Annotated in this window: 11 protein-coding genes; 6 read left to right on the top strand and 5 right to left on the bottom strand. The window is 49.8% G+C overall.

Annotation, left to right across the window (positions count from 1 at the left end; all coding sequences use genetic code 11):
* Window positions 1-51: 51 nt before the first annotated feature.
* The gene (gene matP, locus KO1_RS11795) at window positions 52-504 is read left to right on the top strand and encodes a macrodomain Ter protein MatP (protein ID WP_004100768.1); all 453 of its coding nucleotides are present in this window, start codon (window positions 52-54) and stop codon (window positions 502-504) included.
* 110 nt (window positions 505-614) lie between these two features.
* On the opposite strand, the gene ompA is transcribed toward matP, so the two are convergent.
* Both ompA and sulA read right to left on the bottom strand, forming a co-directional pair.
* Complete coding sequence (ompA, locus tag KO1_RS11790) at window positions 615-1,685, bottom strand: porin OmpA (RefSeq protein ID WP_004100770.1); 1,071 nt, start codon at window positions 1,683-1,685, stop codon at window positions 615-617.
* Window positions 1,686-2,038: 353 nt separating this feature from the next.
* The gene (gene sulA / locus KO1_RS11785; RefSeq protein WP_024273980.1) at window positions 2,039-2,548 is read right to left on the bottom strand and encodes an SOS-induced cell division inhibitor SulA; all 510 of its coding nucleotides are present in this window, start codon (window positions 2,546-2,548) and stop codon (window positions 2,039-2,041) included.
* A 461-nt stretch (window positions 2,549-3,009) separates the two neighbouring features.
* On the opposite strand from sulA, the gene KO1_RS11780 reads away from it, so the two are divergent.
* Window positions 3,010-3,633: a TfoX/Sxy family DNA transformation protein gene (locus KO1_RS11780; RefSeq protein ID WP_004100775.1), complete on the top strand. Its 624-nt coding sequence runs from the start codon at window positions 3,010-3,012 to the stop codon at window positions 3,631-3,633.
* Here the strand turns inward: KO1_RS11780 and yccS are convergent.
* Together yccS and KO1_RS11770 are read right to left on the bottom strand one after the other, a co-directional pair.
* On the bottom strand, window positions 3,621-5,756 hold the full coding sequence (yccS, locus tag KO1_RS11775; RefSeq protein WP_004100780.1) for a YccS family putative transporter: 2,136 nt from the start codon (window positions 5,754-5,756) through the stop codon (window positions 3,621-3,623). The two genes, KO1_RS11780 and yccS, sit on opposite strands and share 13 nt — an antisense overlap.
* 17 nt (window positions 5,757-5,773) lie before the next feature.
* Window positions 5,774-6,220: a YccF domain-containing protein gene (locus KO1_RS11770; protein ID WP_004100782.1), complete on the bottom strand. Its 447-nt coding sequence runs from the start codon at window positions 6,218-6,220 to the stop codon at window positions 5,774-5,776.
* Between the two features lie 122 nt (window positions 6,221-6,342).
* On the opposite strand from KO1_RS11770, the gene helD reads away from it, so the two are divergent.
* Window positions 6,343-8,397: a DNA helicase IV gene (gene helD / locus KO1_RS11765; protein WP_016808043.1), complete on the top strand. Its 2,055-nt coding sequence runs from the start codon at window positions 6,343-6,345 to the stop codon at window positions 8,395-8,397.
* A gap of 28 nt (window positions 8,398-8,425) precedes the next feature.
* On the opposite strand, the gene mgsA is transcribed toward helD, so the two are convergent.
* On the bottom strand, window positions 8,426-8,884 hold the full coding sequence (gene mgsA, locus KO1_RS11760; RefSeq protein WP_017146187.1) for a methylglyoxal synthase: 459 nt from the start codon (window positions 8,882-8,884) through the stop codon (window positions 8,426-8,428).
* 154 nt (window positions 8,885-9,038) lie between these two features.
* On the opposite strand from mgsA, the gene KO1_RS11755 reads away from it, so the two are divergent.
* The 3 genes from KO1_RS11755 to KO1_RS11745 all read left to right on the top strand — a co-directional run.
* Window positions 9,039-9,452: a CoA-binding protein gene (locus KO1_RS11755; protein WP_004100789.1), complete on the top strand. Its 414-nt coding sequence runs from the start codon at window positions 9,039-9,041 to the stop codon at window positions 9,450-9,452.
* 113 nt (window positions 9,453-9,565) lie between these two features.
* Window positions 9,566-10,759: an IS4 family transposase gene (locus tag KO1_RS11750; protein ID WP_032728001.1), complete on the top strand. Its 1,194-nt coding sequence runs from the start codon at window positions 9,566-9,568 to the stop codon at window positions 10,757-10,759.
* A 615-nt stretch (window positions 10,760-11,374) separates the two neighbouring features.
* Window positions 11,375-12,002 (top strand): BapA/Bap/LapF family prefix-like domain-containing protein (locus tag KO1_RS11745; protein ID WP_073971808.1); only part of this gene is annotated, 628 nt, incomplete at its 3' end.

The following is a 12,002-nucleotide window of genomic DNA, read 5'->3' as shown; positions in this document are numbered from 1 at the left end:
GAGAAAAAACTGATATCCTGAAATGAGTTACACGGTCACATTGAGATCGCAATGAAATATCAACAACTGGAAAATCTCGAAAGCGGCTGGAAATGGACATATCTGGTAAAAAAGCATCGGGAAGGTGAGCTTATTACCCGCTACATTGAAGCCAGCGCTGCGCAAGCGGCGGTCGATCTATTACTGACGCTTGAAAATGAACCCGTGCTGGTGAATACCTGGATTGAGCATCATATCAACCCAGAGCTGGTTAACCGCATGAAGCAGACGATCCGCGCGCGACGCAAACGTCATTTTAACGCGGAGCATCAGCATACGCGTAAAAAGTCTATCGATCTGGAGTTTATGGTCTGGCAACGCCTCGCCGGTCTGGCTCAAAGACGGGGTAAAACGCTGTCGGAAACCATTGTGCAGTTGATTGAGGATGCTGAGCATAAAGAGAAGTATGCCAGCAAGATGTCGAGCCTGAAGCATGATTTGCAGGTTCTGCTAGGTAAAGAATAGCAATTGGGGCGAGGGTATAAGCGCCTCAACGTTCTGCAGCTTTGACTTTGATGACAGCAGTTGAAGCAAAAAAAACCCCGCATCGCGGGGTTTTTTATTAACGAGATAACTTAAGCCTGCGGCTGAGTTACAACGTCTTTGTAGCCTTTAACTTCGATTTCTACACGACGGTCCGGCGCCAGGCAGTCGATCAGAGCTGCGCGTGCTTTCACGTTGTCACAGGTGTTGCCAGTAACCGGGTTGGATTCACCCATACCGCGAGCGGAGATTTTGCTGGCCGGGATACCTTTAGATACCAGGTAATCAACAACGGACTGAGCACGTTTCTCAGACAGCTGCTGGTTGTAGGCATCGGAACCGATACGGTCGGTGTAGCCCAGAACAACTGCGGAACCGTCTTTCGGATCCATGTTGCTCAGCTGGGTGTACAGCTGATCCAGAGCCTGCTGACCTTCTGGTTTCAGAGTAGATTTGTTGAAGTTGAACAGAACGTCAGACTTCAGGGTGAAGTGCTTGGTAGTCACTTCCGGAGCCGGAGCCGGAGCCGGAGCTACAACCGGAGCAACATCTTCCTGACCGAAACGGTAGGAAACACCCAGGCTCAGCATGCCGTTATCAGGACGGGTACCAACGGTGCCTGCGTCGCCGATATTGTTAACCCACTGGTATTCCAGACGGGTTGCGATGTCACGAGTAACAGCCCACTCTAAGCCACCCGCGAATACCGGGGATACGCCAGTGTCGTGTTCGCTACGGGAAACACCGGTAGAAGCGTAGTTACCTTTGGAGTCAGCGCGCCAAACCATGCCGCCCAGACGGGTATAGATGTCCAGATCGTCAGTGATTGGGTAACCCAGTTTAGCAGTCAGCTGAACGCCCTGAGCTTTGAAAGCGCCGTTGTCTACGCTGCCTTTATAAGCCATGCGGCCCAGCCAGTCGTAACCCATTTCGAAACCGAGGTACGGGTTAACCTGGTAACCACCGAACGCACCAGCACCCAGCTGATCGTTACGAACTGGACCATTGTTACCTTTGAAACCGTTACCGTAGAAACCGGTATCGTGATACTGGGACCAGCCCAGCTTACCACCTGCATACCAGGTGTTATCTTTCGGAGCGGCCTGCGCTACGGTAGCGAAGCCAGCCAGTGCCACTGCAATCGCGATAGCTGTCTTTTTCATTTTTTGCGCCTCATTATCATCCAAAATTCGCCATGAAGGTTCAGAAGACCTCACGGTTAAATCCTTCACCCGGGGCGTGACTTGTTGTTAACTGTGCTGATACATGCAGCGTAAGCCGATCACCCCTGGCGATGTAAAGTCTACAACTTAGTTAGAAACTTACAAGTGTGAACTCCGTCAGGCATATGAAAAAAAAGGGTTGTGTACACTATGTTTAACAAATAGGGTTGGCTTCAATCGAGGCAAAAAAAGTCGCGAACCCGCATCAGACAAGCATTTTAACAAAAACGCCCGCGATGAAAGCCAATCTCAGTCGCGGGCAAAAAAAATTCCAGGATTAATCCTAAACTCAGTTAATGATACAGGTTTGAGTGAATTTTTAGCCCGGAATGTTGTCTGCCAGGCTGAGCGGTATTTCTTACCGGACGCATGATAAAGCCCATCGCGTGACCTTCTTCTGCAGCGGCAACCAGTCGTTCATGTTCCTCAACGGTGAGTTCTTCCGACAGCCAGCCAATGACCACGCTATAGTTTCCCGTGCGCAGTGAGCGAACCATTGATTCGAGCGTATTAGCAGGGGAGAGCTGACTGATTTGCATCACCTTGGATAGCGGTAAACCGGATGACTGCACCCATTCGCGACTCAGCTTCTGCTGTGGTGTCAGCCAGAGCTGCCAGCGCGACTGCTGACCAAGCTGTTGTAATAAAGGAAGCAGTAGCAGTTGCGTCATCATGGGCTGATCTTCTCGATAGACTATTTCACTGATCAGCCCGTTAGCTGGCTGTTCGGCAGCGTCATGAGAGCGACGACGTACTGAAGTAGAAGTCAGTGGTGAACGATTTGCGTGAGCTGATGTAAACATAGTCTATCCCGCCTGTGGGTTACTGTATGCATATACAGTATATGCGACAGGATGAAAGATCAACTCTATTTTCTCGTTTTCTGGATGAAATTTGTACATCTTTGGCAATGAAGACAAGCTGACAGCGTTGAGTGATGGGGTGTACAGAATGTGAATTCATCGTTGTGGTCATTTCTTCTTTAAAAAATTCCTCCCACAAATTATGACGTTAACCATTTACAAATCGCGGGTGACGCCATGCTTTATGTTCTCCGGGTTGATTAATATTAATTAAGCATTTTACCTTTCCTGCTTTTTACTTCATCAAAAGGCTATTTTCGGAAAGCTGCTCGCAAAAAAACAAGCTGAGTAAAATAAAGAGATAATTCATGTTGCTGCATAAAGGGAACTCCCTTATTTTCTTATTAGCGGATCCGTTAGCAAATTTATGTCTTATTTACATGATTAACAAAGGAATAATCATGAAGAAACTCGTATGTCTTAGGATCCATCAGTTTCGGGCATGTTTGTCTCCATTAGGAAAAATAAGCTGTCGGCCCTTATTTGGTGGCTATAGCCTGGCGATAGATAATACCGTGTTTGCCATGATGGCTGAGGGGGAGATCTATCTTCGGGTTTGTGAGCAGAGTGCGCAGTATCGCGTGGCGCATAAAAACCCGCTGTTGAAGATGCAGAAGAATGGCCGTCTGGTTGCGCTTAAGTACTATCATATAGATGAAGGGCTTTGGCGTGACAGCAAAATGCTTTTTCATTTATCAGCGCTATCATTACAGACCGCTCGTAATGAAAAACATCGGCAGCGACATTCCGGAAGATTAAAGAATCTTCCAAATATTAGTTTTCACATGGAGCTCCAGTTGATTAATTCAGGTATCAAAGATGAATTAACGCTGCGAAAAATTGGCGCTAAAGAAGCCTGGCTCAGACTACGAAAAATGAATAAAGCGCTAACGGTAAACGTCCTTTATTCATTAGAGGGAGCTATTGCGGGCGTGCATGCGGCCACGCTCCCGACGCAACAGCGTCAGGAGCTTGAGGAGTGGGCGGCGGTACAGGTACAGGAGATGGAGGCCTACTCAGGTTGAATCTCAACCTGTCGCTGTAGCCGACAAATTTCTGGCAGTAGCGCCAGCAGCAGTCCAATTTGCTGCAGAACTAAAGGCTCTTTGCTGTCGGCGCGAGGGTCAAGATGGTGGATCCGGGTCTGCAGGCTTGCTAAAGCCTGCTGTACCCGTAGTTCATCGGTTGGCGAATGGTGCAGCGCGTCATCCACATAACACACGGCATCGTCCAGCAGCGCCAGAATATCTGGTGTTGTCAGCTTTTCCCTGTGGGCTCCCAGAGCAGAGATGTAGCTGGTAAAGGTATGGTTCAGGCAGAGCAAACGAAAAGCAGTTTCCCGCATTTGTGAGCCCGCTTTGGGTTCTGTTGATAAGTTCGATACGACAGAGGCCAGTTCGCTATCCCGGTTATGCGCGGCTCTGCGTGCAACACGATAGGCCAGGCGGTTGTCGCGCCCCTGGTGATATTGCTCAAGAATGGCATCTAAATATCGGCAGTTGGCATTGATTGCTTGCTCGAGCACTCGAGGGAGATTGCGGAATTTCCAGTCCGGCCAAATAAAACTCACTGCGGCCCAGGCGATAGCGCAGCCAATCAGAGTGTCGAATATGCGCGGTAGGGCAACTTCAAAACCTTCTCCCAGGAGGTTAAAACAGAGCAAGACAAGGAGCGTAATGAACATTGTCGCGTGGGCGTACTGCACATTACGGAAAGCGAAGAACAGCACGCCGGTCAGGACAATCAAAAGCAGCTGGCCTTCAACGGACGGGACGAGGAGCAGTACCGGCAGGCCGATGGCCACACCAATCAAGGTCCCGATTATCCTTAACGCCAGCCGATGGCGAGTGGCGTTATAGTTTGGCTGACAAACAAACAGGCTGGTCAGTAATATCCAGTAGCCATGGTTCAGTCCGGTCAATTGGATAAAGGCATAACCAGCGCACAGGACTATCGACATTCGAACTGCATGACGAAACAGGGCTGACTCAGGAGACATATTACTGCGCAAGCGCAGCCAGATATCGCTAAATCCGTTAGGCTGGTCGTCGGCTAACAGGTTTTCCGTACTGTGAATGGACTGTTCGGTGGTCTGGACTGATTCAATTGTCGCCAGCTGGGCGTCAATAGCCCGTAAGTTATTCAGCAAAAAACCCAGCGCTTTAATCTGTTCCGCTGGCGCGCCGCTGGCCTTAACGCGATCGAGCGCTGCGTCAAGATGCATAAAAGCGCGCTCAAAATGAGTGTCGTGCAGGTAGGGCTCGCGCAGCAGAATGGCACGCGACAGTTTCTGGCAGGCCTGCGCCTGCATTGATAGCATACGCTGAAAGCGGAACATCACATCGCTATAACGAAAATGTTCGCGTAGCGTTTGGTACTGAATATGCGATGAACTCGCACGTTCATGGATATCCTGCGCCACGAAATAGTACTGTAACGTGCGGCGAGTACCGCGCTGGCCGCGATCTCCGCGCAGACGAGTCAGCAGGGAAACTTTGGTCTGGTTCAGCGTAGTCACCAGCTGGCCGTTGGCTATTGCCAGGTCATAGAGCGGGGCCTGGCTTTCATCTTCTATATCCGGATCGAATAGCCGGGATTTAAGCTCCAGATAGCGGGCGAGCTGCTCATAGCTACGTGCCAGATTGTCCTGAAGGGGACGGATAGGGAAAATCAGATGCCCGGCGAGGGTGAGCAGGTTGTACCACACCGCGCCAGCCAGCAAAAACAGCGGCTGGAGATACCATTGGCTGTAAAGCGTTACCCCCAACATGGTGTAGATGGCAATTAATAGCGCGCCAAAGGCGATGGTGGCGTAGCGTTGTCCCAGACCACCAAGCAAAATAAAGCCGATAGTGGAAACGGTTAATCCTGCCGCGAATAACCAGGGCCAGGGGAAGAGAAGCTCCACCGAGGCCGAAGCGATAAAGAAGCATACAAGGGTAATGGCCAGATTACGCAGACGTCCTGCCAGACGATCGTCCAGGTCAGTCAGCGCCGCGGCCACGACGCCAAGCGTTAAAGGGATGGTGAGTTTTACTTCGCCGAGCCACCAGGGAAATGCGGTCGTACCGCAGAGTGCGATGAATATCCTGATGTAATATAACCAGGCACTGTTCCAGGTATAGCGGCGTAGCAGGGGGCTGAGCATTTCTCTGTTCCATTCAATTACTGAAAGCGGCGACGCGCGTTGGCTTCACGCGCAGCACGAGCGGTCTCAACGGAAACGACTCGCCGGCCTACCGGCCACAAAGCAATCGCGGCGATTTTAAAATTGGCGATGCCTACCGGAATGCCGATGATGGTCAGACACTGGGCGATCCCACAAAAGATATGCATCAGGCACAACCACCAGCCGAAGAAAATAAACCATAAAATATTCAACAACGTTCCGCCCGCGTTAAGCAGGCTATTCTTTCCCTGAGGGTCGAGTTCATCAACATGAATGGCTTCATTACCATAGGGAAGGAGAGAGAGTTTTGTTATCTCCCAGCAGGAGCGGGTGAGAGGCAGCGTAAAAATCAGTACTATGCTGACCAGCGTCGCCAGAAGCCAGCCGAGCGTGGTGGCGAATCCGCCAAGGATAAAGTTTAAAATATTCAGAACGGTACGCATAAACCCTCGGTTTAATTCTGTAGATAATAAGGTCCGGCCATTGTAGCGTTTTTTACGCTGGAGCACCCGGTCGCTGGCGGTTAAACTTAAAAACATCCAACCTGATTGAAATTCGACATTATATGGAACTCAGAGCGACAACATTGGGCAAACGCATGGCTCAACACCCTTATGACAGGGTGCAACTTCTTAATGCCGGAGTAAAGGTTTCCGGTGATAGCCATGAATATCTTATACCTTTCAATCAGTTATTATCTATTCATTGCAAGCGTGGGCTAGTGTGGGGAGAGCTGGAATTTATCCTACCGGGCGAGAAAGTTGTGCGATTGCATGGTACCGAATGGACCGAAACTCAGCGTTTTTACCATCATCTGAATGCTCTCTGGCAGCAGTGGAGCGCGGAAATGAGCGAGATTTCCGCCGATCTGCTGCGCCAGCAGTTGGCTGATGTGGCGCGTTCAAGCGCCGAGGGTAAATGGTTGACGCGTCAGCAGGTGTCCGATATTCAGCAGAAAATTCGCCATGCCCTTAGCGGCCTCCCCGTGCCGACAAGCCGCCTTGAGGGATTTGAAAACTGCCGTGAATTATGGCGGCAGTGCCAGAGTTGGTTGGGGGATACGGAAAAGGCCAGGCTTGAGCATAACCAAAAATTTACTGAATCAATGCTGGAACAATATCGGGGATTTTTTGCTGCAGTTGAATCATCGCCGCTGAATCCGGCTCAGGCGCGCGCCGTGGTGAACGGCGAGCGTTCATTGCTGGTACTGGCAGGGGCCGGAAGCGGTAAAACCTCTGTTTTAGTGGCGCGAGCAGGTTGGCTATTGACCCGGGGCGAAGCGGCAGCTGAGCAAATTTTGCTGCTGGCTTTTGGTCGACAGGCCGCGCAGGAGATGGATGAGCGCATTCGCGAACGCCTCGGAACCGACGAGATCTCCGCGCGCACTTTTCATGCTCTGGCTTTGCATATTATTCAGCAGGGCAGTAAAAAAGCGCCGATGATTAGCAAGCTGGAAAACGACAGCGCTGCGCGGCAAAAACTTCTGCTCGAAAGCTGGCAGCAGCAGTGTCAGGAGAAAAAAGCGCAGGCGAAAGGCTGGCGACTGTGGCTGGAGGAAGAAATGGGCTGGCCGATCCCTGAAGGGGATTTCTGGCAGGATAAAAAGCTGCAGCGCCGTATCGCCAGCCGCCTCGATCGCTGGGTAAGCCTGATGCGCATGCATGGCGGCTCGCAGGCTGAGATGATTGCCGGGGCGCCTGAGGAGGTACGCGATCTTTTTAGTAAACGCGTCAAGCTGATGGCCCCTTTACTAAAAGCCTGGAAAACGGCGTTAAAAGATGAAAATGCCGTCGACTTCTCCGGTCTGATTCATCAGGCGATAAATATTCTCGATAAAGGCCGCTTTGTCAGTCCGTGGAAGCATATTCTGGTGGATGAATTTCAGGATATCTCTCCGCAGCGGGCGTCACTACTCGCCGCGTTACGTCGACAAAATACGCAGACCACGCTGTTTGCCGTTGGCGATGACTGGCAGGCTATCTATCGTTTTAGCGGTGCTCAACTCTCTTTGACGACGGCTTTTAATCACTATTTTGGCGAAGGGGATTGTTGCGCGCTGGATACGACCTACCGATTTAATAGCCGGATAGGCGAGGTCGCAAACGGATTTATCCAACAGAACCCGCATCAGTTGACGAAACCACTCAACAGTCTGATTGCAGGCGACAAAAAAGCGGTGACGTTGTTAGCGGAGGATAAACTCGACGATCTGCTCGATAAAATGAGCGGTTACGTCAAGCGAGAACAGCGGATCTTGCTGTTAGCGCGTTACCATCATTTGAAGCCAGCGGCGCTGGAAAAGGCTGCAACACGCTGGCCCCATCTTCAGCTCGATTTCATGACTATTCATGCCAGCAAAGGGCAGCAAGCAGATTACGTCATTATCCTTGGTCTTCAGGACGGTGATGATGCGTTTCCGGCTTCGGCGCGTGAGTCGATTATGGAGCAGGCACTGCTACCACAACCGGAGGATTTTGCCGATGCAGAAGAGAGACGTTTGCTGTATGTCGCACTTACGCGCGCGCGTCTGCGGGTCTGGTTGTTGTTTAATAAAGAGCAGCCGTCACCGTTTGTTGATATGTTGAAGGCGCTGGACGTGCCGGTTGCGAGAAAGCCGTAATGACTGGCGGCGAGGCCGCCAGCGTGGTTTATTTCAGACGCTCAGCGAGATAACGCTGGTAATCAGGAATCAAAATATCGACCGGATCGCTAAAGTGGGGAGACTGGATGATAAAGTCGGCGGTCGAGACATTCGTTGCAACGGGAATATTCCACACGGTTGCCAGACGGAGTAACGCTTTAACATCAGGGTCATGCGGCACCGCATTCAGCGGGTCCCAGAAAAAAATCAAAACATCAATTTTACCTTCTGATATCAGGGCTCCTACCTGCTGGTCGCCGCCCATTGGGCCGCTCAGCATAGCGTGCACCTCCAGCCCGGTTGCGCGTGATACCAGATTACCGGTTGTACCTGTTGCCGATAGCGTATGTTGTGCCAGAAGCTGCTGGTGGCGCTCTACCCATTTCATCAGCATATCTTTACAGTGATCGTGAGCAACCAGCGCAATATGTTTACGTGCTGGCAGTGTACGTGTTGTTAGTTCCATCATTTCATTCCACATTTTGACCTGCAGACAGATTACTGGAAGTGTCTGCTGCTGCAAGCATCGGGATGAAAAAATTTGACGCATCTGCGGGTTAGCACTAATGCTGGTTTATTCGGATTAGCATACACTTGGGCTAAATAGCAGGAGGATGATGATGAAAGAGAACGATATCGCAGGTATTCTGACCTCGACCCGGACTATCGCCCTGGTGGGGGCAAGCGACAAACCCGATCGCCCAAGCTATCGGGTGATGAAGTACCTTCTGGAGCAGGGATATCACGTCATTCCGGTTTCTCCTAAGGTTGCGGGTACTACGCTGCTGGGGCAAAAAGGATATGCCACGCTGGCCGAGGTGCCGGAAAAAGTGGACATGGTTGATGTCTTCCGCAACTCAGAAGCAGCCTGGGGCGTTGCCCAGGAAGCGGTGGCTATCGGTGCTAAAACTTTGTGGCTACAGCTAGGGGTCATCAATGAACAAGCGGCAGTGCTCGCCCGAGATGCTGGTCTAAACGTGGTGATGGATCGCTGTCCGGCGATAGAAATTCCGCGATTAGGATTAGCCCGCTAAACCTAAAACCCCGCTTGACGCTGAGGAATCCCCAGTAATGGGCGGGTGAAAAAAGACAGGCATAGAGTTTTGTGATCTACTGATTGTGCTATCAATTCAATGAGATCACCTCTATTCCTGCCTGCCGAGTATGTCAGAATTTCTTCCGGGATGCTTTAGCTCCGTTTCACAAATACCGACAAAATGCCCTTCTTGACGCCACGCTTGCCTTAATCAACGGCGCGTCACTGACGCTGACCAGTATCGGACGTTATTTACCCGGCGCTGCTCAGGTCAAAAACAAAATCAAACGAGTTGATCGTCTACTGGGCAATAAATCACTCCATCAGGATATTCCTCTGATTTTCAATGGCATTATCACCATGCTGACACGGAAATTATCGCTGTGTGTTATTGCGGTTGACTGGAGTGGCTATCCGTCTCAGGAATATCATGTGCTCCGCGCCAGTCTGCTTTGCGATGGGCGTTCGCTTCCGCTGTTAAGCTGGATAGTCCCGTCAGAAAAGCAGCAGAATGGACAGATACAAAAGGCCTTCCTTGATGCCCTTGCCGGGGCGGTGAACCCGACGGCCAGAGTCATCATCGTTACCGATGCGGGCTTCCAGAATGCCTGGTTCCGGCATATCCGGTCGCTCGGATGGGATTTTATTGGCCGTGTCAGGGGTAATATCCAGATGCGCCTGAACAGCAAAGGTGAATACTGGTTCAGACGTCAGGAATTACAGGCCAGCAGTAAACCAGAATATCCGGGGCCAGGCACGCTTGCACGGGCGGAGTATGCCCGGTGTGAGGGACATTTTTATCTGCACAGGAAAGAACCAAAAGGCCGGAAACACCGGCACTCAAGGTATCGTATAAAACGCAAACCTCAGGTTTGCGACGGGCGCTCTTCAGCAAAAGAGCCGTGGCTCATCTTCAGCAGCACAGACGACTTTAAGCCACGTGAAATCATGAAGTTATACAGTCGCCGAATGCAGATAGAGCAGAACTTCCGCGATGAGAAAAGCGAACGGTTCGGGTTCGGTCTGCGGGCCAGTTACAGCCGTTCAGCGGGAAGAATGCTGGTGCTGAGCCTGCTGGCAACGCTGAGCACAATAGTCCTGTGGCTTATTGGTTATCATGCAGAAAGTAAAGGATTACATGTAAGGTATCAGGCCAACAGTGTTAAATCGCGGCGGGTAATCTCTTATCTGACGTTAGCGGAGAATGTCCTGCGACACTCCCCGCTAATATTAAGGCGAACGGTGCTGAGCACCGTTCTTAACCACCTCGCCAGAGCCTACCGAAGTATGGTGCTGGTTTATTAGCGCTGTTTTATGGGGATCCCTCAGCGGCAGGCCGGGGTTTTTTATTATGCATATGCATTAAATTATTTGTGGGTAGTATTTTAATTAAAACTACATCGAAACGTTTCTTTAATTTCCGATAACTCACATTAACTTTGTGGGTTTAAAAGACTCTCTCTGAATTCCCTCTTGCTTATTTATAAATTTCCCCATTCACAAACAATTTATTTTTATAAGTAAACCATTATAAATATAATGGATATTGCTTAAAATTTACTTTAAACTTTAAATTATTTTTTGCTTTTTCTTGCATGATTTTTTTGAGAGATATCACAGATATTTTTCTATTATCATAAAAATGGCGGTTTAACGCTATTAGAAAAGTATTATCCATGACTTTATCTTTATTGTAATAACCGTGAGTAACCGTTTTAATTATCTCTCTTATTAACATCTCAAAATGTAAGCTCATTATTTTAACGTTATGTAATATATGGGGTTTGTGTTATTTCAGGATGTGAATGGAATGTTTTCCCTCTCCTTGCGGGACTGCAAGTTCTGGTATATCTAATAAGATGCCTAATTAAGAATTATCTCATACCTCTGACTGCGTCTTCATTTCAAGGGTGTAACCTGATGAAAAATATAAATGTGACAGTGAAAGAAACGGGTGTTGAATACACCGTTGATGGCAATCTAATTAATCTCAATACGCAGTCAGTGGTTCTCCTGCACGTTAAGCGTGAAGATATTAGTTCGTATACCCGGCAAGGTAATGATCTGGTTCTAAAACTCCACAACGGCGATACCGTTACTATTAAAAACTTTTTCGTTGTGGATGAGCATGGACAGCACAGTGATTTGGTGCTCATGGATGATGAAACCGGCGCACTATGGTGGCTGGAAGGTGCGGGTACCGATGGGGCCCACTATTCGCTGATTAGCGATCTCTCAGAAGTCATCGCCTCCGGAGGCGCAGGGCAAAGTATTGCCGGATGGGTAATGGCGGGCGCGGCTTTGCTGGGTATTGCGGCAATGTTTGCTGGTACCTCAAATAAAGATCACCACTCTTCGATTTCAGAAACTGACTCAGATGCGGACAGTGATTCGGACTCCGATAGTGACTCGGATGCTGACAGCGACTCGGATAGCGACAGCGATTCTGATTCCGACAGCGATTCCGATTCAGACAGTGACTCGGACTCTGACAGCGATTCCGATTCTGATAGTGACTCAGATTCTGATAGTGACTCGGATTCTGACA

Origin of the sequence: Klebsiella oxytoca NBRC 105695, from assembly GCF_001598695.1 — a bacterium.
Taxonomy (GTDB): domain Bacteria; phylum Pseudomonadota; class Gammaproteobacteria; order Enterobacterales; family Enterobacteriaceae; genus Klebsiella; species Klebsiella oxytoca.
This window is presented reverse-complemented; position numbering and strand designations above follow the sequence as displayed.

What these genes read in the sequence shown, in the direction of transcription:
- matP (WP_004100768.1), top strand. Translation starts at nt 52, where the DNA reads ATGAAATATCAACAACTGGAAAATCTCGAAAGCGGCTGGAAATGGACA.
- yccS (WP_004100780.1), bottom strand. Translation starts at nt 5,756, where the DNA reads ATGCTCAGCCCCCTGCTACGCCGCTATACCTGGAACAGTGCCTGGTTA.
- sulA (WP_024273980.1), bottom strand. Translation starts at nt 2,548, where the DNA reads ATGTTTACATCAGCTCACGCAAATCGTTCACCACTGACTTCTACTTCA.
- mgsA (WP_017146187.1), bottom strand. Translation starts at nt 8,884, where the DNA reads ATGGAACTAACAACACGTACACTGCCAGCACGTAAACATATTGCGCTG.
- KO1_RS11770 (WP_004100782.1), bottom strand. Translation starts at nt 6,220, where the DNA reads ATGCGTACCGTTCTGAATATTTTAAACTTTATCCTTGGCGGATTCGCC.
- KO1_RS11755 (WP_004100789.1), top strand. Translation starts at nt 9,039, where the DNA reads ATGAAAGAGAACGATATCGCAGGTATTCTGACCTCGACCCGGACTATC.
- KO1_RS11780 (WP_004100775.1), top strand. Translation starts at nt 3,010, where the DNA reads ATGAAGAAACTCGTATGTCTTAGGATCCATCAGTTTCGGGCATGTTTG.
- helD (WP_016808043.1), top strand. Translation starts at nt 6,343, where the DNA reads ATGGAACTCAGAGCGACAACATTGGGCAAACGCATGGCTCAACACCCT.
- ompA (WP_004100770.1), bottom strand. Translation starts at nt 1,685, where the DNA reads ATGAAAAAGACAGCTATCGCGATTGCAGTGGCACTGGCTGGCTTCGCT.